We start from the raw sequence: 25,791 nt of genomic DNA, 5'->3' as shown, positions 1-25,791 counted from the left end.
ATCTTCCCCCTAACTTAATTAACCCTTTCCTTATAGGTATCTGTTGCATATTCCATTATTAATTCCTGAGTTATGTTTTCATTATTGTCCAATATGCTTGTTATCTTTCCTTCATGAACTACAATTATGCGATCACTCATTCCTATTATCTCCGGCAATTCCGATGAAACCATAACTATACATTTACCCTGACTGGCTAGCATGCTAATGAGTTTATGAATTTCCGATTTAGCACCGACATCTATTCCTCTTGTCGGTTCATCAAGGAACAATATATCCGGTTCAGTCAATAGCCATTTTGCAACTAATACTTTTTGTTGATTACCACCGGATAAATTTTCAATCTTATGTTTTGGACTGGGAGTCTTGATACTAATTGTATCAATAAATTTATTACAGTCCTCTTTTAAGTTTTTGTAGTCAATTAATTTAGATTTCTTTACATATTTCAATATATTAGCTAGAGTAAGGTTGAATTCTACATCAAGCATGGGAAAAATTCCTGTCTGCCTTCTATCTTCAGTTAAAAATGCCATCTTCTTATCGATTGCATCAATAGGGCTTTTAATTTCTACTTTCTCGCCATTAATAAATATTTCACCTGAATCAAAATTTCTTATCCCAAAAATACTTTCAATAATTTCAGTTCTTCCCGAGCCTACCAAACCTGCTATGCCTAAAATTTCCCCTTTCCGTACATTAAATGAAATATCCTGAAAATATCTGCTATGACTTAGATTTTTCACTTCAAGATATACATCTTTAATGTCGCATGGTGTTTTTGGGAACATATCATCAATATTTCTTCCAACCATCATCTTAATCAATTTATCTTTACTTAGCTTGTTTGTATCCTCTGTGCCTATGTATTCACCATCTCTTAATACTGAAACTTTATCGGTGATTGCATAAATCTCGTCTATTTTGTGGGAAATGTATATTATACTTCTTCCCTCTGATTTTAATTTTTTCATTATTTTAAAAAGCCCTTCTACTTCTTTAGATGGAAGTGCAGAAGTCGGTTCATCCATGATTATCAGCTTAGCGTCATATGATATTGCTTTTGCAATTTCAATAAGCTGTAACTTTGCAACAGTAAGATTAGCTGCTATGTTCATGGGATCTTCGTCTAACTCGATCTCTTCAAGGAGTTTTTTAGTCGACTCATACATTTTTTTATGGTCGACTAATCCAAATTTAGTTAAGGGTTCTCTTCCACTCCATATATTCTCCATTATCGGTCGATACAAAATAGGGCTTATTTCCTGATGAATCATCGAAATTCCTATTTTCAAGGCCTCAGCTACATTATAATTCTTAATTAATTTGCCATCAAAATATATCTCACCAGATGTCGGAGGGTAAATTCCCAGTAGACACTTCATTAAAGTAGATTTTCCAGCACCGTTTTCTCCAACCAGTGCATGGATTTCACCATAACCTACATTGAGATCTACACCTTTCAAAGCCATAACACCGGGAAATCTCTTTTTAATATCTTTCATTTGAAGCAAATATTCGTTATTTTCCATATTAACCCACTCTCCATGTAATCCCATATATTACAAATTTATCTAGTAGTCACTTTAACTAAAGTGACTACTAGATTTATAGCTTAATTACTTATATTCATCTAAATTGTCAGTAGTTATAAGCTTAAACGGTACCCAATTAATGCTATCCTGAGATTCTCCTTTTAAAGCCTTGTGTGCAGCCTCAAGAGCTCCTTTCCCTTGACCAACTGCGTCTTGAAGCACGGTAGCTGTTAATCCTCCTTCTTCTATGGAAGCAAGTGCATCAGGTATTGCATCTACTCCTACTATTATTATGTCATCACGCCCTGCATCTCGAGAAGCTTTTAATGCTCCTAATGCCATTTCATCGTTATTTGAAAGAATTGCATTTAGATCATTTCCATATGCCGTTAGCCAGTTTTCTGTTATCGTTAAACCTTGATCTCGTTGCCAGTTTCCTGATTCTTTAGCCAAAACTTTAATATCCGGATATTTCTCTTCGATTATAGATTCATTGCCTTCCGTACGTTTTACTGCTCCCTCATTACTAAGAATACCCACTAATATCGCTACATTTCCTTTGCCGCCAAGCTCCTCACCAACAAACTCCATTTGAAGCTGACCCGCAATTATTTCCTGGGATCCAACATAGTAAACGTTTTCAGGAACTGTATCTTCACCAAATGGATTTCTGTTTACATATACTAATGGTATGTTTTCCTTTTTTGCTGCTTCTGTAATAGGATCCATTGCACTGGTATCTACTGGTACTACTACTAGAGCATCAACTCCTTGTTCAATAAAAGCATTGATTTGGTCCTGCTGTTTGATAACATCTTCTTGTGCATCTTGGACATCAATGGACAATTCCGGGTTGTCATTAACATAAGCCTTAGCTGCATCCACTATGTATGTTTGAAATGTGTCATTGAAGTTGTTACAGCTGTAGCCAATTTTGAAACTCTTTCCTCCATTTGAAGTTGAAGTGGTATTTTTAGAACATCCAGTAAAAACAACTGTCAGTAATGCTAATACAAGTACTATACTTATATACCTCTTTTTCATTTGGCTGCCCCCTTATATTTTTTAGGATATTTAATCTCCATTAAATATATAATATCATCTATAAAGATAAATTGCAACCGTTTTCATTTTTTAATAATATTATTATGTATAGTTAATATACAATGGTATAATTAGATATATTATTATAATCTTATTGCAACCGAATACATTTATTTAAAAAACAAAAGCAAGGGATATGACCCCTCGCCTATTATAACTTTTCTGCAAAGCTCTTTCCAAATTCAAAGCACTCTTTCAATGCATCTTCATCCGGATTCCATAGTACCTTAATTCCATCTTTCACTATCTCAAATTTTGCATCCTTAAGCTTTTGTTCTATAATATCTACGCTTTCACCTGACCAACCATAGGAGCCGAATGCAGCTGCTTTTTTGTCTTTAAGCCCTAATCCCCTAAGCATTTCGAGAAGACCGCCTGTTGCATTCATTATCCCCTTGTTTACTGTTGACGACCCAAACAGAAATGCTTTAGATCTGAACAATTCTGTGATTATATCGTTTTTATCAGTATGGGCTGCATTATATAATTTGACCGTAGCATTATGGTCTGCAGATTTTATTCCTTCCGCTATTGCCTCTGCCATTCTTCTGGTGCCATTCCACATCGTATCATATACTAATGTAATTTGATCCTCTTGATAAGCATCTGCCCATTTTAAATATTTCTCAACTATTTGTACAGGATTATCTCTCCATATTACACCATGAGATGTTGCTATCATATTTAATGGTAATTTGAGTTTGAGTATTTCTTCAATCTTCCTAGTTACTAATGTACTAAATGGGGTAAGTATATTTGCATAGTATTTTATAGCTTCTTCAAACAGTTCACATTGATCTACTAAATCATTGTACATCAATTCTGACGCTAAGTGCTGACCGAAGGCGTCGTTGCTAAACAATATATTTTCTCCGCTCATATAGGTCATCATGCTATCAGGCCAATGCAACATTCTGGCTTCTACAAATGTAAGTGTAGACTTTCCAATATCCAGTGTATCCCCTGTCTTTACCTCTACAAAATTCCAATCTTCATGGTAATGCCCTTGAAGTATTTTTTTACCATTGGATGTACAGTAAACCGGAGTTCCCGGGATTTCCTTCAATAGTAAAGGCAGTGCACCGCTATGGTCAACTTCACTATGTTGGGCTATTATATAGTCAATTTCATTTAGGTCTATTTCTTTTTTTAGATTTGCTATGAATTCTTGACCAAAGGGTTGCCACACGGTATCTACCAGAACTGTTTTTTCATCTTTAATCAGATAAGAATTGTATGAAGAGCCTCTATCCGTTGAATACTCATCTCCATGGAAATGTCTCAACTCCCAGTCAATTTTCCCAACCCAAGTTACTTTATCCGTAATTTTAAAACTCATAAATATACCCCCTAAAGTTCAATATTTTATATTAATCATTCTTATTATTCTAAATATAAAGTTATATCCAGAATGAAAAATACTGCTCTCTGAAATCTTGCTAAATAACGATTAATAAAAATCGGATAAACCCTCTCTATCCAACAATATTATCCTTCTATGCCCTACAAGCTTAATTAGCCCTATTTCCTGAAAATATGACAGCTTGCGACTCAACGTCTCCTGACTCATCCCAATATAGGATGCTAAATCCTTCTTGCTCATCTTTAGTACTACTTCGTTATTATCATTTGACATCTTTAAGAGTGTATTTGCCAATCTTTTTTCTACAGAATTAAGGCTGATATCTTCAACTAAGTTCTCAACCTTTTCCAGCCTACTGCTTAATTCTTCCATTACCTTAAAGGCTACCCCCGGAAACTTTAACATCAGCGATTTGAGCTGAGCTCCATCAATCATGCACATGGTGGTCTTTTCCAATGTCTCTCCAAAATCGGTCATTGGCGTGGGACTAAATAGAGATAATTCTCCCAGAAAATCCCCTTGCCCTAGAATTCTGATAACTTGTTCTTTACCGCTATCATTGAGTCTTGCAATCTTTACTTTTCCACTGTGAATTACATAAAGTCTGTCTAGTTTTTCTCCGGCTCTATAAATCATTTCGCCCTTTTCTAGAATCTTTTGGCTTGTAATAGCCGCTACTTCCAGCATTTCTTCCTGTGTTAAGTTGCTGAATATGGGAACCAATTCTATACAGTTCCTCTCATTCCCTTTCATGCAATTACTTTGCCCCATAACCTCACCTCTTAAAAATTCCTCAAAGCCATAAATATTCTATAAATGAACTGACCCAGAAAGTGTCATCTTTTACCTCTTACCTCTTACCTCTTACCTCTTACCTTTTACTTTTTACCTATCTTTAAAACCGGAGATCCTTCGAAGGCAGTGCTTATACTGCTAAACTCAGGATGACATCAGCAGTAAATTCGGGTATATAAATGCCGTATAATCACTGCAGGAGTCATTCTGGAACGAAGTGAAGAATCTCTGTTAAAGGCCCTAAAGCTCGACCTCAACAACTCTTCACTCTTAGTTCTTAGCTCTTCACTTTTCTTTCAATTGTGCATTGTGAACTGTGATTTGTGATTTGTTTTTCCTATCTTTTCTCCATATGAAATAAGTCTTACTGCGTTGATTATAACAATGAGTACGCTAAGTTCATGAACCAACATACCAAAGGATAGATTTACGGTCTTAACTAATACTCCCATCAACAATAAAGCTGCAACTAATATTGCAAAATAGATATTTTGTTTCATATTTCTGACAGTAGCTCTGCTTAAGCCTATTGCATGGGATAATTTTCTAATAGACCCTGACATCAATACCACATCCGCTGTTTCCATGGCTACATCTGTACCCATTCCACCTATTGCTATTCCTAAATCAGCTGATGCCAGCGCAGGCGCATCATTTACTCCGTCTCCCACCATTGCAGTTGTTCCATATTTGTCTTGAAGTTCACCAAGGAGTCTTACCTTATCTTCCGGTAACAGTTCAGCAAAGTATTCGTCTATACCCAGTTCTTCCGATATTGCCTTTGCTGCCCTCTTGTTATCGCCTGTCAACATAACTATTCTTTTGACTCCAAGAGATTTTAAATTCGTTATTAGTTTTTTGGCATCTTCTCTAATGGTATCGGCTATGGAGATTATACCCAAAACATTCTCGGTGTTACCAACTATAACTGATGTTTGACCTTTATCTTCTTCTTTTTTTAAATATTCTTCCCAAGCTTTTATATCTACTCCATTTGCTGAAAATAGTTTCCTATTGCCTATTAGATAGGTCTTTCCTTCTATTACAGCCTTTAATCCTTGACCTGTGATAATCTCCGCTTCTTCCGGTACGGCATCTATTTCCCCTATTTCTTTCTCTGCTTTGTGAATTATTGCTCTGCCCAATGGATGTTCCGAGTAGGATTCACCTATAGCTGCAAGCCTTAAAAGTTCTTTCTCTGTTATGTCATTTGTCCCAATGTGGGTAATAGATGGTTTTCCTACTGTTAAGGTTCCGGTTTTATCAAAGGCAAGAACCTTAATCGTACCCAATTTTTCCATGATTTCTCCGCCTTTGATTAGTACTCCGTGCTTTGCTCCATTACCAATTCCCGCTACTATTGACACTGGGGTGGATATGACCAATGCTCCGGGGCAAGCTATCACTAAAAGAGTTAAAGCCAATACTATATCTTTGGTTATCAAATATAAAACTATTGCTAATATTATTATTCCGGGAGTATAATATCTGGAGAATTTCTCTAGAAATTTTTGGGTGTTTGCCTTTTTGTCTTGAGCTTCTTCTACCATTTGGAGTATTCTTGCAAAAGTAGTATCTTCCCCTACTTTATCAGCCTTTATAATTAGATACCCTGATTCTATGATTGTACCTGAAAAAACAGAAGTTTCTAAATTTTTATTTACAGGAATGGATTCTCCTGTAATTGCTGCTTGATTTACATAAGCATTGCCTTCCATAACTGTTCCATCTACTGATATCTTTTCACCGGGTTTAACTATTACTAAATCATCTTTCAATACTTCATCAGGATTTATTTCTATTTCCATCCCATCTCTTATTACTCTGGCTGTATCAGGTGCTAAGTCTAGGAGCTCTTTTATAGATGATCGAGTTTTTTCTATAGTTCTTGACTCCAGATAATCACCTAACATAAAAAGAAATGTCACTGCTGCGCCTTCCCAAAACTCACCGATAAACATGGCCCCCGTTACTGCAATTGTAACAAGTACATCTATGCCAACTATTTTGTATTTAATTGCCTCGTAAGCATTTTTAAAGATGGGGGCACCGGCTATTAGCGTAGATAAAATCATTACAATTTTAGTTATCGGAACATATCCGAGAATTTCTTTTAATATAAAGGAAGTCCCCACCAATATACCGGATATTAAAACTCTATGTCCTTTTGTCATTTTAAGCATCACTAACCCCCCTCTTTTAAAAATTATTTTTCTGATAATACATCAAAGCCTAGCTTGTTGATTTTCCCTTTAATTGTTTCAGATTCTATTTTTGTTTCATCAAATGTGACCTTCACCTTTGAACTGTTGAATAAGACTTCTGATTCCTTTACTCCGTCGGTCTTTTTTAACATTCCTTGAATCTTTGCTGAACAACTTGGGCAAGTCAATGTTTCCAGTTGATATATTTTTGTAATCATTTTAATTCCTCCTATATTTATTTTCTTAATCTTAGTATAGGGAATATTGGATTAATATACATTGACCTAGGTCAAAATTTAAAAATTTTATTATGTGAATTGTAACTGAGAAGAAACAAGCTCTTTGAACCCTTCATTGTTAATCATAGGGTTGTATGATAAGATAATAACAGATAATATGCATTGAGAATGATGCGGTATTTTAAAGGAGTTGATACGTATGGAAAAGAATATCAGAATATCATTTTGTATTTTGGGAAGTTTTATATTGGCATTTTTAAATCATGGCATATTTGAACGCTCAAGACTTGGATTGTTTCCTGGCGGATATGGTTCTCATGTTTTAGGTGTAATTATAGTGAATTTAGCTAATATTGTATCACTAGTTGGTTTTTTATTGATTATTGTATTTTCGGTGATATTGATTATAAATAATATAGATTTTAGTAAAATACATGATAAGAAAGATTAAAGTAAAATACATAAAAAAGCTCTTTCCGGTTTTATTTTTACCGAAAAGAGTTTTTTATTAAATTTTCGCTTCCAGCCTTTAGTTCTTCGTATAATTCTTTTTATTTATAATATTCCAATAATATCTTCTACTGATTCTAAATTTTGAGACTCTAAATATTTCTCAAGACCATCTATAATGTTCAATGCAATCTTAGGATTTGTAAATGTTGCAGTTCCTACTTGGATAACTCTGGCTCCGGCCATTAAAAATTCAACAGCATCCTGCCAAGTGCTAATTCCACCTAGTCCCATAACCGGAATTTGAACTGCTTTGGATACCTGATGAACCATTCTAAGGGCAATTGGTTTTATTGCAGGGCCGGAAAGTCCCGCATAACCATTGTCGAAAATTGGCTTTTTTCTATATATATCTATTGCCATTGCCAAAAATGTATTTACCAATGAAATGCCATCTGCACCCTCTTCTTCGCACATCCTAGCCAAATCAACGATATCTTCAGCATTAGGGGACAATTTGATTACAAGCTTATGCTTGCAAAGCCTCCTAACCTCTCTTACCAATTGCCTTGCAACTTCAGTTTTTATACCAAAGTTCATTCCGCCTTCTTTTACATTGGGACAGGATATATTCAATTCAATTATATCAAGTTTTTGGTCATTGAGCTTTTCGATTCCTTGAAAATAATCGTCAAATGAATGTCCACTTAGGTTAACAATATTGACCAAATCCTTGGAATTTATAAAGCTCAAGTATTCGGAAATAAATCCGTCTATTCCGGGGTTTTCCAATCCAACACTGTTCATAATTCCTGAGGAGGTCTCCCATATTCTTATGCCTTCATTGCCTGATCTTTTGTTCAGTGTTAATCCCTTAGATGATAACCCGCCTAATTTCTCTATATCAAATATATCATCTAATACTGTTCCGAAGCCGCAAGTCCCCGAGGCCAAGACTACCGGATTTTTAAAATCAACCCCGCTATAATTAACATTCAATTTAGTCATCTATAAATACCTCGCTTCCTAAGAAAACCGGACCATCTTTGCAGGTCAACTTATTTCCGTTTTTTGTCTTGCAAGTGCATACATAGCAGATTCCTATGCCACAACCCATTCTATTTTCTAAGGAAGCATATACTGTAGCCTTTTTATCTTTTGCATTAGTATATATATCTTTCATTAAGCTTTTTGGTCCGCAGGTGAAAATATAGTCGTATTTATCAGCGTCTACAAGGCTCACTACTCTTTCATTTGTCTTTAGAATTAAATTGTCTGATACGGATGATAGCTCTTCTCGAAGTATCTCCACACCTCTTAAGCTAAAATATATATCTATTATATTATCTTCGTCTTTGGACAATTCCTTTGCTGCAAGATACATAGGGGCAATCCCGACGCCACCTGCTACTAAAGCAATCTTTCCCTTTACCTTGGGAAAGCTGCTTCCATAAGGTCCATGGCAAATGATGTCATCTCCTGCTCTAAGCTTAGACATTATCTTTGTACCTTTGCCTACTATCTTATATAGAAATGTTAGAGATGAATCATCTCTGTCATAGATGCTCAATGGTCTGGATAATAAGGGATCATCATCCCATGCTCTTAACATACAAAACTGCCCCATTTTCCCATTGTTTTTATGTTCAATCTTTATCAAATAATATTCATCTGTCAACCTTTTATTGTAAATTATGTTTCCCATTTTTACCCCCTAAGTTCTGAAAAAAACTTTTCCTCAACAATAGTATTGTCCTTAGATTTAAATGCCAATGATACTACAACTGTAATGATTATATTTAAGAAGAATGCCCACATAAATCCAGGGTATCCAAGAGGACTTACCTGCATTATCCTCATAGCAAATAATAGTATAATTCCCACTGTCATTCCTAAAGCTGCGCCTTCTTTTCTTGTGCCTTTCCAATATAATCCCAATATAAATGCAGGCGCTAATTGTGCCAATCCCGTATATGCTATATCCTGAACAACTTGTACTAATGATTCAGGTGGTTTAAGTGCAATTATTGCCGCCAATATAGCTAATCCAAATACTACGATTCTTGATATAATCATATTTTTAGAATCAGAAACCTTATCCTTACTTTTTAATAGGATTAAATCCTGAGATACAATCTGAGAACTAACCAACAGCATTGAGTTTATAGTTGACATACCTGCTGATATAGCTGCCGCCATAATTAGGGCCGCTACAAACCAATTGGAATAATTTCTCATCATAAGCGGCAATACAGTATCAGCAGCCTGTACATCTGTCAATAACTGATGCCCTGCCAATCCTATAAATAATGTTGAAAACCCAAATATTAGTATTTGAGATACCGGAATGCTGATAGCTGATTTAGCCAGTGCATTCTCATCCTTAGCCATTAACGATCTAGTCCAAATATGAGGACAGAACCAAATTCCAAAGGGAAGCACTATAAATTGCATAACCCAATATTTGTTGGTATACATTCCTTGTGCTCCCGGTCTAGAGAGCAATTCCGGAGTTTTTTCAATTGCTGTTTTAAATAGATTTACAATTCCCCCTGCAGGTGAGATAGCTACGTATGCAGCTAATACTATGCCTACCATCAGAACTATTGCCTGAATAGCATCCAGTAAAACTACTCCCCCCGCTCCTCCTATCAATACATAAGCTAGTGAAAATAGTACACAGAGTATAATAGCAACTTGATATGATACTACATTCCCTGTAATTACCTGCATTGCTCTTGCGTTTCCTACATACTGCATAGCTAAGAATACCATTGTCATAAGTACAGATATTATTGAAGCCAATACTTTGATGTAATTGGAGTCATATCTATCTTTAAAATAATCTCCAATTGACATATAATTGTATTTGTTTGCAAGCTTTCTAATCTTATTTCCAAAATAAATTACCATCAATGCAACCCAAACTTGACTAAGTACTATAACAATATATGATATCCCGTGAGAATAATACATTCCGGGAGCACCTAAAAATGCAAAGGTACTTTGCATGGCTGCTATCATGGTAAGCGGAAGCAAAACAGAACTTACTCCTCTGCCTGCCAAGAAAAAACCTGTAGCGTCTTTTGATTTAGCTCTTTTGCCTTGCCATACGGTAATACCAAGCATCATTATCAAATAAGCTACAATTATCAAAAAGCTAAGTAGATCTGTATTCATTTCTTTTCCTCCTTTGCACTTTCAGTGAATTTTTTTGCTACCCATAGTACAAATATTAGATTTATAACCATCAAGCTCCACCAATATAATAGCGGTAATGGTAGCCAACCAAATATATATGGTTCCGGGCTGGCAGTAAATGAAAACGGAATTATTGCTAACAATAACAATACTACAAAAATGCTTAAAATTAATTTATGATTCATTTTGTACCCTCCTATTTTAAATTTTTATATACTATGTTTCCACCACAGATGGTGTACTTTACTTTTCCATAAAGGGTCTCCCCTATAAACGGAGAATTAGAGGATTTTGACTTGAATTTACTGACTACGTACGATTCATTGTCATCGAATATTACTATATCGGCCTTTGAGCCAATACTTAAGCTTCCGCAATCTAGATTATAAAGCCTTGCAGGGTTAATTGTCATTTTTTCAAGTAATTTCATAAGGGATAAATGCCCATTTCTAACCAAGTTGGTAATTCCTAAAGGCAATGATGTCTCAAGCCCTATTATCCCACTAGGAGTTTTTGTTAATTCTCTCATCTTCTCTTCTGAACTATGGGGTGCATGGTCTGTAGCTATAATCTCAATTGTGTCGTCCTTTATCCCTTCGATAATTCTCATTTTATCCTCTTTTGTCCTCAAAGGAGGATTCATCTTTGCTAAGGATTTGTGTTCTAAAACTGCATCTTCCGTTAATGAAAAGTGATGTGGTGTAACCTCAGCATATACATTAGCCCCCAATCCTTTTATAAATCTAATCATATCCACAGAATTACCGGAACTGATATGCTGTATATCAATGGTGGCTCCTGTATATAATGCCAACATAGAATCCCTTGCTACCATAACATCTTCAGAAACATATGAAGCACCTTTGATTCCTAATCTCTTTGAAACCTTACCATCATTTATCCCCGGTATTCCGATGAAATTAGGATCTTCCTCATGAAAGCTCAAAGGTACATTCAATTCTTTTGCTTTTAACATTGCCTTAAGAATTGTAGCTTCATTATTTATTGGTATCCCATCATCGCTAAATCCCACAGCTCCTAATTTATAGAGCAAATCCATATCGACTAATTCTTCCCCTTTAAATCCTTTAGTGACTGCCGCTACTGTATGAACGTTTATCTTTGATTTTCCCATTTTTTCTAACACAGATTTCAATGTGTCTTCGTTATCTATTATCGGATTGGTATTTGCCATTGCAATAACAGTAGTGAATCCTCCTGCTGCTGCTGCATCTGAGCCTGTCTGTATATCTTCCTTATAGGTAAATCCCGGATCTCTAAAATGGACATGAACATCTACAAGTCCCGGAGCAACTACCATATTTTCAGCATCGATGATTTCATCATCATAAATATCATCAAATTGACCTATTGCCTTAATCTTACCATCTCTAATCAACAAATCTGCATTTTCATTGTATCCGCTACTTGGGTCTATTATTCTCCCATTTTTTATTATCATTGTTGGTCTCCTTTCAAATATTCTAAGATTATCTTTGCACCAAGAGCTGCATCATCAGTTCTTGCTTCTTCCTCGGGATTGTGACTTATCCCTTCTTTGCACGGTATAAAAATCATCCCCGTTTTAGTTATGTTAGCTAATTTCATGGCATCATGTCCTGCACCGCTGGGCATAATTTTATGTTCTATTCCTAAGTTTTCAGCAATACTCGAAAGCTCTTTTATTAAATTTACGTCCAATTTCACTGCTTCTGTTGAAGATATAAATTGTATATCACAAGATAAGTTCCTCTTTTTACATACTTCATTGATCAATCTCTCAATCTTAATTCTAATATCTTCCATAACGCTATTGTCTCCATCTCGAATATCAATTGAAAATATGACTTCTCCTGGAATTACATTGATTGAATTTGGAAAATTGTCTATGACACCTACTGTTGTTACTGCATTGGAAGTAAAATCTCCTTGACCGATCTTTTCAATGCCTAAAATAATCTCTGCCGCACCACAAAGTGCATCTTGTCTAAGATTCATGGGTGTTGCGCCTGAATGTTCAGCTAATCCTCTGATTTTAACTTGTAGTCTGATATTACCTGCAATTGCGCTTACAACTCCAATTCTAAGACTTTCACTTTCCAAGATTCTGCCCTGTTCTATATGAAGTTCCAAATAGTTCTTAACTCCTTTTATCTTTTCCGGTGATTCATTATATCCTCTATTTGCAAAGATATCTTCCAGTTTTTCTCCTTTTTTGGACTTAAGAACTTGAAAATATTTCGGATTAACTCCGTTTGTAATCAACTCACTCCCAAGAGTACTCTTCATAAAATTGCTTGACTCTTCACATCGAAAGGCAACTACTTTTAAAGGAATGTTAAGCTTTTCTTCCTTTATTATCTTAATGAGCAATAAGCCTACGGCAACTCCCAATACACCATCATACCTTCCGCCATTTACCACAGAATCCAAATGTGAACCAACCAAGTAGTATTCTTCATAGTCACCTAAGCTTAAAAAGGTATTTCCCACCTCATCAGCTGTTACTATATATCCTTCCTCTAAACCGATACGACTTAATTCTTCATGCATTTTATCTTCGTCTACAGTATATGCAAGTCTTGTAACTCCACCGTTTTTATCGGCACCAATATGGTAAAATCTTTTCATAATATAATTTAAGTAATCAGTTGATTTCTCTAATTCCATGCTAATCACCTCCACACTATTGAATTTAATTGATGCAAACCATTTCACTTCTACTCAATTAAATATTATCACACTTTACTTGTTTCCAATATGTACAACTGTACAAAATTACCATCAATTATTTGTATAAAAAAATCCCTAGGATTTTTATCCTAGGGTCAGCCTTTAATCTTTTTATATAATAAAAATAAATATAAATTGAAATTGTGTTCAAAGATTGAAGTATCATATCCGGTTATCTCTTTGACTTTCTTCAAACGATATCGTACGGTGTTTTTGTGGATGAATAGATCCTCACTGCATTTTGCAACATCCATATTATTGGCATAAAATGATTCTAATGTAAGCAATAAATCACTATCTATATTATCAAATTTTTTATCAAAGATTACATCTCCATTTTCCCTTAGACATTTCTCCAAAACTGAATAGATTTTTAATTCATCGTAGCAATATACGTAGCAATATACATAGTTATGATTGTTAAATACCTTACCAAGCTCCAAAACCTCTAATGAATGAAAATAGGATTTCTTGAGACATTCTAAACCCTCTCCTATAGAACCAACACCTACTTTTACATCTTCCAATCCACAGATCTTAACGTTTTTATCTATAAGTTCAAGGATACTTTTTAAATTATTTTCGATATCTTTTTCTTCACTTGCAAAAAACAATATTGTTGATTTTTCTTCCATAGTAACTACCGGGTTATATGTGAATTTTATTAAAGTATCACTTTCCTTAGCTATTGATTTTGCAGTCTTTCTCAATATATTTTCTTCTTTATCATTTGTTTTATGATTGATATTTAAGGTTATGGCTAATGTATAACTTTCTTGTATATTGAACCCTAAAAGCTTTCCTCTTTGAAGCATGATTGCATAATTGTCATAATTGTTAAATATTATATCTTTCATATATTTTTCAATCATGTAATCAATATCCCTATCTTCAAGGATTTTATCCATAGCATTTACAATTATCTCAATATATGTCATTTCTACCGGAATTTCAACTAAAACCAAACCCCTGCAATCTGCTCTTTCTATTATTGATTTATCCAATTCTTTCACATACGGAACTATTTTAATTGCCAAGCATGAACAATTTTCATCTGCCAAACTATCTATTAGCTTTGTTTGTTCTATTATACTGTCTTTGAACGCAAAAAGGCTTGTAATTAAAAAGTCGTTACCCTTTAACCATTTAACTATATCCGGGACTTCCAGCACAGTTACATATGAAACTCTTTTATTTAAACCTTGTTTGCCACCGATAACTTTTAATTTTCTTAATGCAGGTATAGATAAGATATCTTTAACAGTTGCCAATGTTTAAACCTCCTATGTAATGCAATTCACAACCTAATTCAATTCATAATTAAAAACAGTAAAGAACTAATAACTAAGAGTGAAGAGTAAAGGTGTCACTCAACTGAAAGGATAAACAAAAATGCTCTTTTAAACCTTAAGTTATGGCCATAAAGAGCATTAGCTTCAGCAATATTTATCTGGTTTTAGGGTTGGCAATTTCCACCTTTACCCTAGTACCTTTTATCCTCTTATCCGTTAATTGACTTACTACATCCTTACCATATTCTTTCGGTACTTCAACAAAAGTAAATTTATCAAACATGTCAATATTGCCTACTAAATTCTTATTCAAATTAGTCTCCTGAAGCAGCGCAGACAATATATGTCTAGGACTTACTCCCTTTCTCTTCCCTATATTGATATAAAGTCTTACCATTCCTCCGGTGTTTTTACAACCTCTTGATTTGGACTTATTCCCTTTATCCACCATATCCAGTTCTTCATGCCCATCCAGTCTGTTTTCCTGCATGTAGAATTTAAGAAGCGCTGCTGCTATGTCGATTGAGGTATAGTCATCTTGCAATAGGGAGTCTACTATCTTTTCATATTTGGATAATTCTCCTCTATCCACTTCTTCTTTTATCTTTTCAAGCATACTCAAAGTATATCTTTCTTCTATATCCTTAAGGGTCGGCAAGTCTCTTCTCTCTATTTTAGTCTTTGTATACTTTTGAATATCCTTTAATTTATAGATATCTCTGCCTGCAACAAAGCTAAATGCAACCCCAGCCCTGCCGGCTCTGGCTGTTCTTCCAATCCTATGGACATAATACTCTTCATCTTGCGGCATATCATAGTTTACTACAAGGTCAACATTGTCAACATCCAATCCTCTTGCAGCAACATCTGTAGCTACCAATATATCGATTGTACCCTTTCTGAATTTGCCCATTACAGTATCTCTTTGAGGTTGCTTCAAATCCCCGTGAAGTCCGTCAGCAAAATATCCACGGCCTTGCAGCTCAGTAGTAAGCTCATCTACCCTTTTCTTAGTATTGCAAAATACAATAGTCAATTTAGGGTTGTGCATATCAATCAACCTGCTTAAGATTTCAGTTTTCATATGCTCTTTTAATTCAAAATAGCATTGCTCAACCTTTGGAACTGTTAGCTCCTTATGCACTACTTTGATCATTTCCGGATCTTTCTGATATTTGGATGCAAATCTGACTATTTCATGGGGCATGGTTGCCGAGAAAAATATAGTCTGTCTTTCTTTAGGCAATGTATTCATTACAAGTTCAATATCGTCTCTAAACCCCATATCAAACATTTCATCGGCTTCATCCAGTACCATCATCTTTATGTTGTCAGTCCTTATGGTTTTTCTTCTGATATGATCTATTACTCTACCGGGTGTCCCAATAACTATTTGAACGCCTTTCTTTAAAGCACGAAGCTGTCTTTCTATAGGCTGCCCTCCATATACAGGCAATACCTGCAATCCTTTTTTAAATCTTCCCAACTTACTTACTTCTTCTGCCACTTGTATAGACAATTCCCTCGTTGGGCACAAGACCAATGCCTGTATATTTCTTTCCTCGGAATCACACATTTCAAGAATCGGTATGCCGAAAGCAGCTGTTTTTCCCGTTCCTGTTTGAGCTTGACCTATGATATCCATACCTTTTAGCAATAATGGGATGGATTTAGCCTGAATCGGCGTCATTTCTTCAAATCCCAGCTCTTGAATTCCTTTTTTTATCTCATTTGATAAATTTATCTCTTCAAAACGTAATTTTTCCATTAAATAAATTCGTCCTCCTTAATCCTTAACTTATTAAGTATATATATAATACCTACAAAATGCAAGAAAAATATTGTTTCGTCAAGCATTAATTTCTATATCAGCGTCAAATATTATTCTTTACTTAACTGTCGATATTTAGTCAATAATCTTCCATTTGAATTGTACTATCAGCCTCAGGAAATGCAATAGTTATACGAGTGCCTACATTTATCCTGCTTAATATTTCAAAATATGCTCCATGACGTTCTATTATCCATTTGGCAATAGATAAACCTAATCCTGCACCTCCGCTTTTTCGTGCTCTTGATTCGTCTGAACGGTAAAATCTATCAAATATATGAGGAAGATCATTAGAATCTATTCCAATTCCACTATCCTGTACCGTAATATTAACTTTACCTTGATTTCTTTCTACCTTCAATATAATCTCCTTTCCACTAGGTGTATATTTTATACTGTTATCAACTACAATTCTAACAGCCTGCTTAAAAAGCTGTTTATCGGCCTCCACATATGCAGGAATAGTCATATCCATTTTAAACATATGGTCTTCATCAATCATCTGCATTTCACGTACAATTTCTTCCACTATCTCACAGGAATCGAACAACTCCTTTTGAAGTACAATAGTTTCACTATCTCCTCTGGCAAGAAATAATAATTTTTCTACTAACTCCTTCATGCCCTCTATCTCACTTTTAATCGCATCAATAGACTCCTGAAGAGTCTTTTCATCTTTTTTACCCCACCGATCAAGTAAATTTATATAGCCCTGTATAACAGATATTGGAGTTCTAAGTTCATGAGATGCATTTGAAACAAATTCTACCTGTGATTGATAGGAGTCATTAATACGATTTAACATCTGATTTATAGCTGATGCTAAAGCTTTTAGTTCATTCTGTGAGCTATCCACAGATATACGTCTGTCAAGCCTACTTGCATCTATATTGCTGATTTCTCCTGCCAAATCCTTAAGATTTTGCCCATCAAAAGATTGAGCTGTATTGAGACTTTTAGTTGTTTCCGCTAATTCCGTAAGAGGTCTTAATGTCCTTCTAATTATTTTTTGACCCTTTCCTATATTTCTAAATAAAATTATTCCTTCTACTATTATTAAAATAGCAAATAACCTTAAAAAACTCATCACTTCAAGACCGATAGGATATACCACCTGATAATGCGATGAACTTATAGAAAATCCTATGGAATAACTTATAGAATTTATCTTATCTGATAATGTTCCGTTATCATATGTATGAGATATAAAAATATTTCTCCTTGCATTGTTGATTTTGACAGGCAAATAGTTTTGTATAAGCTTTGGAAGAACAATTCCTCTGGATGATTTCTCTTTTAATATCGTATATCCTTGTTCCTGATGTCTAACAGAATCTCTATTGATATCCGAGGTAGTTATTGTTTCAATTACCTCCTGAATCTCTATTTCGGTTTCCCATAAAATTACAAAAAAACTCATCAGGAAAATAAGGATATTAATCGCCAAAAATCCGGATAATAACCTTCCTATCATTTCCAAGTTGAGTTTTAATACAAGTGATGAACGTATTTTACTAGAAAAACTAATTGGGTTTTCTTCCTTTTTAAAGCTCATCTTTTATTACATACCCCACTCCTCTTACAGTGTGAAAAATTTTTATTCCAAAAGGCTCTTCAAGTTTTACTCTAAGATACCTAATATATACATCCACAGCATTTGTTCCGCCATAAAAATCATATCCCCAAATACGATCAAGTATCTTTTCACGACTTAAGACTATCCCTTTATACTCTAATAAAAAATGCAATAGATCAAATTCTTTCTTTGTTAAATATACCAATTCATCATTTACATGAACCTCTCTATTTTTGGTATTAAGACTTAAAGCTCCTGATACTAATATGTCCTTCAGCTGACCCTCATTATTAACCTCTTTTTTCCTAAGAACAGCTCTAATTCTCGCTAATAACTCTTCTATTGCAAAAGGTTTAGTGATGTAGTCATCAGCCCCACTGTCGAGCCCTGTTACTTTATCAACTATAGTATCTCTTGCAGTAAGCAATATAATGGGTATATCAGAGGACTGCCTTACTCTCCTAAGAACCTCTATACCGTTCAATCCTGGAAGCATAATGTCCAATAACACAAGGTCAAAAAGACTGGATTTGACTAACTCCAGCCCCGATCTTCCATCAAATGCCTTTTCTACTTCATACCCTTCATACTTAAGTTCAAGCTCTAAAAAACGTGCAAGTTTTTCTTCATCCTCAATTATTAGAATTTTTACCATTAGTATTATCACCTTTGAATTCTTTCTTTAAGTTTTCAGCTGCACTGGAAACTGAATCCATCGCACAATTAACCGTATCCTTTCCAAGTTCAGGACCACTAAATGCATATTTATAACCTAAGAATAGTCCTATAATCATAATTGGAATTGTAATCCAAAAAGCAAATATTATTAAAACTACTAGAATAGTAACCGGGATTGACATAATTCTTGTCTCATTTTTTATAACCTCAAAGTTATTTCTATTTCCTTTTTTAAACAGTTTCTTGACAAAGGAAATGAATTTGTTCAAAATCTCCGAAAAGGATGAGCCGGATTCATCATAAATTTCTGGTTGGACATTCCCTACAGCATCATTACTTTGATTATCTTGATATGAATCCTTGGAACTGTAATAGCCTCCATCCTTAGGGGCTTTGATTTTACCTTTCTTCTCAAGATTTATTATGGCCTCAAGAATATCTCCATTAGTCTCCTCTAGTGCATCTTTTGCTTCGTTGAAAGTAATATTTGCATACCTTCTTAATTCTTCTACTTGTTGTAAAGTAACCATAAAATAAATACCTCCTACTATTTAATATGATTAAATTATAGTAGTGGAAGCTTTAAATACAATTCAAGAAAGATTAAAATTAGATTAAAAAATACATCTGGCTTTTCATTTTACTTTCATCTCATTATAGCAAAAGAAGTCCACTTTATCAAAATTTATCACTTAAAGGGGTTGTCGCACGCGTATATACATTAATAAAATAATCTTCCTTATTATTATTCAACAATTTTATTGTATCAAAAGCATCTCCGGATTCTTTTTCTATTAAATAAAGCAATTTACTATTACCACTGGTGCTTTGAGATTCATAGGAAATTGTAAATATCTTGTTTTCTAAATCGAATGTAACATTCTTATAAGTATTTTCTACTCCATTAAATAATATATAGTGCTTATCTCCCTTTGAATAATAATACTCAAAGACTCCGTTTGCAAGATTATTTTCAGTTATGAAATCATTTAACTTTTTATCTCTTAACCTATCTATATCTATCTCTTTGACTACGATTCCATCATCTAAACTATATACATCTTTATATACCTCTCTTGTCTTAAAAAAATAACAAGCACTTAATATCAAAATAATAATTAATGAAACTAAAATTATCCTATATGATTTACTTTTCTTAGATTCAGACATTCCCAATTCCCCCAATTCTTTAAATTTATCACTCAATAGCTATATTGTACAATATAGCTACCATATTACTCAAACAATTTCAAATATTCCCCATACCCTTCTCTTTCCATATCTTCCTTTTTAATAAACCGCAAAGATGCGCCATTGATACAATATCTAAGTCCACCTTTATCCTTAGGTCCATCAGGAAATACATGGCCTAGGTGTGAGTCTGCGTATTTGCTTCTGACCTCTGTCCTTCTCATACCATGTGATGTGTCATTTTTCTCAATTACATGCTCTTCCTCTAATGGATTTGTAAAACTAGGCCATCCACAGCCTGCATTGAATTTATCCTTAGAAGAAAATAATGGCTCACCGGAAACAATATCCACATATATACCTTCTTCATAGTTTTCATTGTATTCATGTGTAAATGGTCTTTCTGTTGCATTTTCTTGTGTCACCTTATATTCTATTGGAGACAATTCTTCAATTAAAGACTCCCTTTCTGGCTTTTTAAAATCCTTATATTTCATATTTTTCACCTCAATTATATTGTTACCCATTTACAATATGATATAATATTAAGAGCATCGAAATATAGGAGGGATTGTTATGAGATGGAATTTAGATAAGCTATATACATCTTTTGAATCAAAAGAATTTCAAAGCGACTTAGGAAAATTAGATGAACAAATTATTGAATTTAACAATTGGGCTAATGAAAACTTATTATCATTGGATAATCCGGCCAAAAAAATTGAAGATTTCATAAAATTTTCAGCAGAAATTTCAACTATCCTTACAAAATTAAGGTCTTATGCCTCACTTACATCTAGTGTAGATGCCAAAAATGAATCCGCATCAAAATATAAGGATATATTATCTGTTAAAGCTTCTGAAATGACTAAACCCAATGTAATGTTTCAAAGTTTTATGAAAAATATCCATAACCTGGATGAATTGGTTGAAACCTCCGAATCCTTAAATGAACATAAATTTTATTTAAATCAAATAAAAGAAAAGTCAAAATATATGCTAAGCGAACAGGAGGAAATACTTGTATCTAAAATGTCCAACAGCGGTTCAACTGCATGGTCAAATCTTCAAAATAAAATATCCTCAACATTGCTTGTTGATATAACATTGGATGGAGAAAGAAAGCAATTGCCTCTACCTGTTGTAAGAAATTTAGCTTATGACAAAGACTCTGACATAAGGCATACAGCCTATGAAGCAGAACAAGCAGCATATATGAAAATTGAAGAATCCTCAGCAGCCGCATTAAATGGGATAAAAGGCGAAGTTATCACCACTTGCCAATTGAGAGGATACAAATCTCCGTTGGACGAAACGTTTATTATGTCCAGAATGGATGAAGAAACCTTGAATGCTATGCTTACCGCTATAAGAGAATTTCTGCCGGTATTTCACAAATATTATAGAAAAAAAGCTGAAATTCTAGGCTATAAGAATGGATTACCATTCTACGAAATGTTTGCTCCTGTTGGAAAGGTAAATAGAACTTTTACCTATGAAGAGGCTATGGAATATGTAGTTGATAATTTTAGAACCTTTAGCGATAGACTGGCTGATTTTGCACAAAATGCATATGAAAACAATTGGCTTGATGTAGAACCAAGAGATGGTAAAAGGGGTGGCGCTTTCTGCTCCAATCTCCATCCAATAAAAGAAAGCAGGATCATGGCAAACTTCAATGGAAGCTTTTCAAATATGATTACTCTGGCTCATGAATTGGGGCATGGCTATCATGGATTGAATTTAAGGGATGAATCCATCTTAAATAGCAGATATCCAATGCCAATTGCAGAAACAGCCTCCATATTCTGTGAAACTATAGTGGTAAATGCGGCTTTAAAGGAAGCAAATGAAGAAGAAGCATTTGAAATATTGGAATCTTCAATTTCGGATGCCGGTCAAGTAATAGTTGATATATTGAGCCGTTTCTTGTTTGAATCAGAAGTATTTGAAAGAAGAAAAACACACTCCCTATCGGTTAATGAACTTAAAGAAATAATGATGAATTCGCAAAAAGAAGCTTATGGGGATGGACTTGATCACGATATCCTGCATCCATATATGTGGGTAAATAAACCTCATTATTATAATGCAGAGCTAAGCTATTATAACTTTCCATATGCCTTTGGACTGTTATTCTCCAAGGGACTGTATGCAAAATATCTAAATGAAGGGAAAGAATTTGTTACAAAGTATGATGAGTTGCTAAGTGCTACCGGAAAGAATAATATTAGAGACGTGGCATTGAGAATGGGAATTGATGTTCATGATCCGGAGTTTTTCAGAAGCTCATTGAGATTGATTGAACAGGATATTGAAAAATTTATGGAACTGGCTGATAGATAAAAAACAATTCACAATTCACAGTTCACAGTTCACAATTCACAATTCACAGTTCACAATTCACAATGCACAATCGACCCTTGGGTCATCCTGCCGTGTACCCTTTGTAGTCTAAGGGTGAGGTGGACAGTATAAGCACTGCTTTCTAAGGATCTCCGGTTTTAAAGATAGGTAAAAAGTAAAAGGTAAGAGGTAAAAGATAATGAAGAACTAAGAGTGAAGAGTGAAGAGTTTGTTAGGGTCGAACTTTGGGGAATTACGCATAGATTCTTCGCTACGCTCAAGAATGACTCAATCAATGATTATACTGCACTTATAGACCCAAGATTTCTGCTGTTGTCATCCTGAGCATAAAGCGAAGGATCTCTGTTTTATTGATATTATAAATGCTATAAGATTCTTCGCTACGCTCAAGAATTACCCAAGCAATGAATCGGGGTCTTAAAAGGGATATAGTAAGGTTGTTGATGTGAAATCGACAACCTAAAATTTTTCGCATTTTTTTATAATATTTTGTTGACATCCTTTATATTTTATTATATACTAAATTTAACAACTTACTATATTGCATTGAGTTGTCAGTTGGCAAATATATGGAAAGGAGGCCAATAAAATGTTATTAACTACTGGATACCTAATAAAGGATAAATATAATACAAGAAAACGCGAAGAATATACTATTGAATTGATACCTAAGGCTAATTTAAATGAAGTTATAGATTTACAGCTTGAAGTGTATGAAGGAATTGATAATAAAGAAATATTATATTTAGATTCCTATGATGAAATGTATGAAGATTTAAAAAATGGAGCTAAGGTAATTGGTGTCCGCAACAATAGAGGTAAACTCATCTCATATAGATATATTGGCTTTCCGGGAAAAGATTCTCGAAATTTAGGGTACGATATCAACCTCCCTAAAGATGAATTGGATAGTGTAGTGCATTTAGAAACCACAGTAGTGAAACCTATTTATAGGGGAAATAACTTACAAAGTTTGACCCTAGAAATTGCAACTGAATTGGTTAAAGAAGAAGGCTACAAACATTTGCTATGCACAGTTTCACCATATAATTTTTTTAGTTTGTATAATGTAATGAAAAATGGTCTAAAGATAAAAAAGTTGAAGAAAAAATATGCGAGAACTGAAAATGAGGAAGGCATGTGGAGATTTATACTACATAGGGATTTGAAAAATCCTTATTCCAATCCGGTAGATTTAGTAGTCTCCAAATGGGCTAATCTTGAAAAACAAAAAGAACTAATAGAAGATGGCTATATAGGGTTTGAAATATTTAAAGATACTAGGCTTTTGAATTATATGAAATTCGAAAATTAATAAAAGGACTTGGTGCTCCCCCTGCACCAAGTCCTTTTTTCATGAATAGACATGGATTTAGTAAATTTCTATTGAATCCTCTTCTTTTATCGTCCCGCCCTTTAAAACCTTAGTAAATATGCCTTCCTTTGGCATTACGCATTTCCCCACAGTCTTAGCTATTTCACATCCCGTGTGACATTCCTTTCCTATTTGAGTTACCTCCTGAACGGTCTCACCAATTTTCAATTTTGTGCCTATAGGCAATTCATATACAACTATTCCTTCGGTTGTAATATTCTCAGCAAAATCTCCCGGATATACTTCCAGACCTTCTTTTCGCATTTTATTGATGCTTTCGATTGCAAGCAAGCTTACTTGTCTATGCCAACTACCGCTATGAGCATCATTTTCCAGTCCATAATCTTCTATAAATAACCCGCTTCCTATAGGCTTTTTAGCTATACCTTTTGTATCTGATATATTGACAGAAACAACCTTACCCAAACATCTCCTATATTCACCGGACTTTCCACCGGTCTTTTTTATCAATTTTACTTCTTCTATAATCATGCCTCTATCAATAGCCTTGCACATATCATAAATAGTAAGACAAGCTATGGATACAGCTGTCAAAGCTTCCATTTCCACACCGGTTTTACCTGTTGTTTTTATCTCAGCCTCCACGTCTATATAATTTTCTTGTATTGAAAATCGGATATCCGATCCGTTTAAATTTATATTGTGACACATGGGTATTATATCGCTTGTCCTTTTAGAACCCATAATTCCTGCTACTTGGGCTACAGACAAAACATCTCCCTTGGTAATAAGACCTTGTTTTATTTTTTCTACTGTTTCTTCCTTCATTTTTATTCTTCCGGTAGCTATTGCCGTTCGCTTTGTATTTTCCTTTTTAGATACATCTACCATATGAGCTCTGTCGTTTCCATTGAAATGAGTGAATTCCATAACTAACCTCCTATCTGATTCATATTTTTGTAAATATATTTTTCATACTCAAGATGATGTTCTTCTTCCTTTATTAAAATGGATTCCATAATAATCTTCTTAACATCTTTCCCTTCTGCTAAAGCGCTCCTTAAATCTATTTCCCTATCTGAATGTAAACATAACTTCAATTTTCCTGTTGATGTAAGTCTTACTCTGTTACAATTCTTGCAAAATTTACATGATATAGGGCTAATTAAACCAATTTTCCCTATGGCGTTAGGTAGTTTATAATAAACTGCCGGAGAAGACTTGTCCTCACATTCTAGAGCTATAAGTTCCTTTGCCGATTTCAATACCTCATTGTTTGAAATAAAATTATCCTTTGCAAAATCGGCTGCCTCACCTATAGGCATAAGCTCTATAAATCGTGCCTCTATATCATTATCAATAGTTAAGTTGATGAAATCTTCAATCTCATCATCATTAAACCCACCAATTAAAACAGTATTTATCTTAATGGGAGTAAGTCTCATTTTTTGAGCCTCCTCAATACCCTCTAATACACTAAAGATATTGCCGCCACCAGTTATGGATTTATACTTTTTTTCATCCAAAGTGTCAAGGCTTATGTTAAGTCTATTTAATCCTGCATTTTTTAAGCCTGCAATATTGTCCTTGATTAGTGTCCCATTGGTTGTCATAGTTAATTCCCTAATTCCGTTAAGCTTTGAAACCCTTTCTATTAAATCAATTACGCCATGTCTTATTAAGGGCTCCCCGCCGGTGAACCTAATCTTTGTGATGCCTAATTGTACAAATATCTCTATGAGTTCATAAATTTCCTCTAAGGACAATATATCATCATGCTTTAATTTATCGATGCCTTTTTCAGGCATACAATATTTACATCTTAAATTGCATCTGTCGGTTAATGAAACCCTTAAGTAATTTATCTCCCTATCAAAGGAATCCTTCATGATATCA

Annotated in this window: 24 protein-coding genes and 1 pseudogene; 3 read left to right on the top strand and 22 right to left on the bottom strand. The window is 34.3% G+C overall.

What is annotated here, in order from left to right; genetic code table 11:
* Window positions 1-14: 14 nt before the first annotated feature.
* The 6 genes from H8707_RS03080 to H8707_RS03055 all read right to left on the bottom strand — a co-directional run bounded on the left by H8707_RS03080 (window position 15) and on the right by H8707_RS03055 (window position 7,219).
* A complete protein-coding gene (locus tag H8707_RS03080) occupies window positions 15-1,532 on the bottom strand; it encodes a sugar ABC transporter ATP-binding protein (protein WP_262428689.1) in 1,518 nt (505 codons plus the stop codon).
* 87 nt (window positions 1,533-1,619) lie between these two features.
* A complete protein-coding gene (locus H8707_RS03075; RefSeq protein WP_262428688.1) occupies window positions 1,620-2,579 on the bottom strand; it encodes a sugar ABC transporter substrate-binding protein in 960 nt (319 codons plus the stop codon).
* A gap of 211 nt (window positions 2,580-2,790) precedes the next feature.
* Window positions 2,791-3,978, bottom strand: a complete 1,188-nt coding sequence (locus tag H8707_RS03070) for an anaerobic nitric oxide reductase flavorubredoxin (RefSeq protein ID WP_262428687.1) — start codon at window positions 3,976-3,978, stop codon at window positions 2,791-2,793.
* Window positions 3,979-4,089: 111 nt separating this feature from the next.
* Window positions 4,090-4,773 (bottom strand): Crp/Fnr family transcriptional regulator, encoded by a 684-nt coding sequence (locus H8707_RS03065; RefSeq protein ID WP_262428686.1) that lies wholly within the window; start codon window positions 4,771-4,773, stop codon window positions 4,090-4,092.
* A 320-nt stretch (window positions 4,774-5,093) separates the two neighbouring features.
* A complete protein-coding gene (locus H8707_RS03060) occupies window positions 5,094-6,980 on the bottom strand; it encodes a heavy metal translocating P-type ATPase (RefSeq protein WP_262428685.1) in 1,887 nt (628 codons plus the stop codon).
* A gap of 23 nt (window positions 6,981-7,003) precedes the next feature.
* Window positions 7,004-7,219, bottom strand: coding sequence for a heavy-metal-associated domain-containing protein (locus H8707_RS03055; RefSeq protein ID WP_262428684.1), 216 nt, complete (start codon window positions 7,217-7,219; stop codon window positions 7,004-7,006).
* A gap of 220 nt (window positions 7,220-7,439) precedes the next feature.
* Between H8707_RS03055 and H8707_RS03050 the strand changes: the two genes are divergently transcribed.
* Window positions 7,440-7,691 (top strand): hypothetical protein, encoded by a 252-nt coding sequence (locus H8707_RS03050; RefSeq protein ID WP_262428683.1) that lies wholly within the window; start codon window positions 7,440-7,442, stop codon window positions 7,689-7,691.
* Window positions 7,692-7,795: 104 nt separating this feature from the next.
* Here the strand turns inward: H8707_RS03050 and H8707_RS03045 are convergent, their stop codons facing one another.
* The 13 genes from H8707_RS03045 to msrB all read right to left on the bottom strand — a co-directional run bounded on the left by H8707_RS03045 (window position 7,796) and on the right by msrB (window position 20,689).
* Entirely contained in the window at window positions 7,796-8,698 is a 903-nt protein-coding gene (locus tag H8707_RS03045) for a dihydroorotate dehydrogenase (RefSeq protein ID WP_262428682.1), read from the bottom strand.
* Window positions 8,691-9,395 carry a dihydroorotate dehydrogenase electron transfer subunit gene (locus H8707_RS03040; RefSeq protein ID WP_262428681.1) on the bottom strand — a complete coding sequence of 235 codons (705 nt, stop codon included), beginning with the start codon at window positions 9,393-9,395 and terminating at the stop codon, window positions 8,691-8,693. Before H8707_RS03040 ends, H8707_RS03045 begins: the two co-directional genes overlap by 8 nt.
* Window positions 9,396-9,397: 2 nt before the next feature.
* Window positions 9,398-10,870 carry a sodium:solute symporter family protein gene (locus tag H8707_RS03035; RefSeq protein WP_262428680.1) on the bottom strand — a complete coding sequence of 491 codons (1,473 nt, stop codon included), beginning with the start codon at window positions 10,868-10,870 and terminating at the stop codon, window positions 9,398-9,400.
* Window positions 10,867-11,076, bottom strand: a complete 210-nt coding sequence (locus H8707_RS03030) for a hypothetical protein (protein ID WP_262428679.1) — start codon at window positions 11,074-11,076, stop codon at window positions 10,867-10,869. Before H8707_RS03030 ends, H8707_RS03035 begins: the two co-directional genes overlap by 4 nt.
* Window positions 11,077-11,087: 11 nt before the next feature.
* Window positions 11,088-12,353: a dihydroorotase gene (locus tag H8707_RS03025; protein WP_262428678.1), complete on the bottom strand. Its 1,266-nt coding sequence runs from the start codon at window positions 12,351-12,353 to the stop codon at window positions 11,088-11,090.
* The gene (locus H8707_RS03020) at window positions 12,350-13,561 is read right to left on the bottom strand and encodes a M20 family metallo-hydrolase (protein WP_262428677.1); all 1,212 of its coding nucleotides are present in this window, start codon (window positions 13,559-13,561) and stop codon (window positions 12,350-12,352) included. Before H8707_RS03020 ends, H8707_RS03025 begins: the two co-directional genes overlap by 4 nt.
* A 158-nt stretch (window positions 13,562-13,719) precedes the next feature.
* The gene (locus tag H8707_RS03015; RefSeq protein WP_262428676.1) at window positions 13,720-14,895 is read right to left on the bottom strand and encodes a PucR family transcriptional regulator; all 1,176 of its coding nucleotides are present in this window, start codon (window positions 14,893-14,895) and stop codon (window positions 13,720-13,722) included.
* Between the two features lie 175 nt (window positions 14,896-15,070).
* On the bottom strand, window positions 15,071-16,684 hold the full coding sequence (locus H8707_RS03010) for a DEAD/DEAH box helicase (RefSeq protein ID WP_262428675.1): 1,614 nt from the start codon (window positions 16,682-16,684) through the stop codon (window positions 15,071-15,073).
* Between the two features lie 142 nt (window positions 16,685-16,826).
* A complete protein-coding gene (locus H8707_RS03005; protein WP_262428674.1) occupies window positions 16,827-18,302 on the bottom strand; it encodes a sensor histidine kinase in 1,476 nt (491 codons plus the stop codon).
* Window positions 18,292-18,978 carry a response regulator transcription factor gene (locus tag H8707_RS03000; RefSeq protein WP_262428673.1) on the bottom strand — a complete coding sequence of 229 codons (687 nt, stop codon included), beginning with the start codon at window positions 18,976-18,978 and terminating at the stop codon, window positions 18,292-18,294. Before H8707_RS03000 ends, H8707_RS03005 begins: the two co-directional genes overlap by 11 nt.
* A complete protein-coding gene (locus H8707_RS02995; RefSeq protein WP_262428672.1) occupies window positions 18,956-19,531 on the bottom strand; it encodes a DUF4342 domain-containing protein in 576 nt (191 codons plus the stop codon). Before H8707_RS02995 ends, H8707_RS03000 begins: the two co-directional genes overlap by 23 nt.
* 148 nt (window positions 19,532-19,679) lie before the next feature.
* Window positions 19,680-20,171 carry a hypothetical protein gene (locus H8707_RS02990; RefSeq protein ID WP_262428671.1) on the bottom strand — a complete coding sequence of 164 codons (492 nt, stop codon included), beginning with the start codon at window positions 20,169-20,171 and terminating at the stop codon, window positions 19,680-19,682.
* Between the two features lie 65 nt (window positions 20,172-20,236).
* On the bottom strand, window positions 20,237-20,689 hold the full coding sequence (gene msrB / locus H8707_RS02985) for a peptide-methionine (R)-S-oxide reductase MsrB (RefSeq protein WP_262428670.1): 453 nt from the start codon (window positions 20,687-20,689) through the stop codon (window positions 20,237-20,239).
* Between the two features lie 79 nt (window positions 20,690-20,768).
* Here msrB and H8707_RS02980 point away from each other — a divergent pair, with 79 nt between their 5' ends.
* The gene (locus H8707_RS02980) at window positions 20,769-22,538 is read left to right on the top strand and encodes a M3 family oligoendopeptidase (RefSeq protein ID WP_262428669.1); all 1,770 of its coding nucleotides are present in this window, start codon (window positions 20,769-20,771) and stop codon (window positions 22,536-22,538) included.
* A 610-nt stretch (window positions 22,539-23,148) separates the two neighbouring features.
* The gene (locus H8707_RS02975; RefSeq protein WP_262428668.1) at window positions 23,149-23,874 is read left to right on the top strand and encodes a hypothetical protein; all 726 of its coding nucleotides are present in this window, start codon (window positions 23,149-23,151) and stop codon (window positions 23,872-23,874) included.
* A 57-nt stretch (window positions 23,875-23,931) separates the two neighbouring features.
* On the opposite strand, the gene H8707_RS02970 is transcribed toward H8707_RS02975, so the two are convergent.
* The 3 genes and pseudogenes from H8707_RS02970 to moaA all read right to left on the bottom strand — a co-directional run bounded on the left by H8707_RS02970 (window position 23,932) and on the right by moaA (window position 25,784).
* Window positions 23,932-24,360: an MOSC domain-containing protein gene (locus tag H8707_RS02970; protein WP_262428765.1), complete on the bottom strand. Its 429-nt coding sequence runs from the start codon at window positions 24,358-24,360 to the stop codon at window positions 23,932-23,934.
* A 15-nt stretch (window positions 24,361-24,375) separates the two neighbouring features.
* Window positions 24,376-24,825, bottom strand: a pseudogene (gene moaC / locus H8707_RS02965) (cyclic pyranopterin monophosphate synthase MoaC); the annotation flags it as partial.
* Between the two features lie 2 nt (window positions 24,826-24,827).
* Entirely contained in the window at window positions 24,828-25,784 is a 957-nt protein-coding gene (gene moaA / locus H8707_RS02960) for a GTP 3',8-cyclase MoaA (protein WP_262428667.1), read from the bottom strand.
* Between the last annotated feature and the right edge of the window lie 7 nt (window positions 25,785-25,791).

This window comes from Paratissierella segnis (assembly GCF_014385195.1).
Lineage (GTDB): Bacteria > Bacillota > Clostridia > Tissierellales > Tissierellaceae > Paratissierella > Paratissierella segnis.
Note: the sequence above shows the minus strand (reverse complement) of the source record. Positions and strands in the feature narration are given on the sequence as shown.

Bases quoted from the DNA above. Each gene is read 5' to 3' on its own strand.
- H8707_RS03060 (WP_262428685.1), bottom strand. From the start codon at position 6,980: ATGCTTAAAATGACAAAAGGACATAGAGTTTTAATATCCGGTATATTG.
- H8707_RS03055 (WP_262428684.1), bottom strand. From the start codon at position 7,219: ATGATTACAAAAATATATCAACTGGAAACATTGACTTGCCCAAGTTGT.
- H8707_RS03065 (WP_262428686.1), bottom strand. From the start codon at position 4,773: ATGGGGCAAAGTAATTGCATGAAAGGGAATGAGAGGAACTGTATAGAA.
- moaA (WP_262428667.1), bottom strand. From the start codon at position 25,784: ATGAAGGATTCCTTTGATAGGGAGATAAATTACTTAAGGGTTTCATTA.
- H8707_RS02980 (WP_262428669.1), top strand. From the start codon at position 20,769: ATGAGATGGAATTTAGATAAGCTATATACATCTTTTGAATCAAAAGAA.
- msrB (WP_262428670.1), bottom strand. From the start codon at position 20,689: ATGAAATATAAGGATTTTAAAAAGCCAGAAAGGGAGTCTTTAATTGAA.
- H8707_RS03030 (WP_262428679.1), bottom strand. From the start codon at position 11,076: ATGAATCATAAATTAATTTTAAGCATTTTTGTAGTATTGTTATTGTTA.
- H8707_RS03010 (WP_262428675.1), bottom strand. From the start codon at position 16,684: ATGGAAAAATTACGTTTTGAAGAGATAAATTTATCAAATGAGATAAAA.
- H8707_RS03000 (WP_262428673.1), bottom strand. From the start codon at position 18,978: ATGGTAAAAATTCTAATAATTGAGGATGAAGAAAAACTTGCACGTTTT.
- H8707_RS02995 (WP_262428672.1), bottom strand. From the start codon at position 19,531: ATGGTTACTTTACAACAAGTAGAAGAATTAAGAAGGTATGCAAATATT.
- H8707_RS03050 (WP_262428683.1), top strand. From the start codon at position 7,440: ATGGAAAAGAATATCAGAATATCATTTTGTATTTTGGGAAGTTTTATA.
- H8707_RS03020 (WP_262428677.1), bottom strand. From the start codon at position 13,561: ATGGAATTAGAGAAATCAACTGATTACTTAAATTATATTATGAAAAGA.
- H8707_RS02990 (WP_262428671.1), bottom strand. From the start codon at position 20,171: ATGTCTGAATCTAAGAAAAGTAAATCATATAGGATAATTTTAGTTTCA.
- H8707_RS03045 (WP_262428682.1), bottom strand. From the start codon at position 8,698: ATGACTAAATTGAATGTTAATTATAGCGGGGTTGATTTTAAAAATCCG.
- H8707_RS03035 (WP_262428680.1), bottom strand. From the start codon at position 10,870: ATGAATACAGATCTACTTAGCTTTTTGATAATTGTAGCTTATTTGATA.
- H8707_RS03075 (WP_262428688.1), bottom strand. From the start codon at position 2,579: ATGAAAAAGAGGTATATAAGTATAGTACTTGTATTAGCATTACTGACA.
- H8707_RS03040 (WP_262428681.1), bottom strand. From the start codon at position 9,395: ATGGGAAACATAATTTACAATAAAAGGTTGACAGATGAATATTATTTG.
- H8707_RS03080 (WP_262428689.1), bottom strand. From the start codon at position 1,532: ATGGAAAATAACGAATATTTGCTTCAAATGAAAGATATTAAAAAGAGA.
- H8707_RS03005 (WP_262428674.1), bottom strand. From the start codon at position 18,302: ATGAGCTTTAAAAAGGAAGAAAACCCAATTAGTTTTTCTAGTAAAATA.
- H8707_RS03025 (WP_262428678.1), bottom strand. From the start codon at position 12,353: ATGATAATAAAAAATGGGAGAATAATAGACCCAAGTAGCGGATACAAT.
- H8707_RS02975 (WP_262428668.1), top strand. From the start codon at position 23,149: ATGTTATTAACTACTGGATACCTAATAAAGGATAAATATAATACAAGA.
- H8707_RS03070 (WP_262428687.1), bottom strand. From the start codon at position 3,978: ATGAGTTTTAAAATTACGGATAAAGTAACTTGGGTTGGGAAAATTGAC.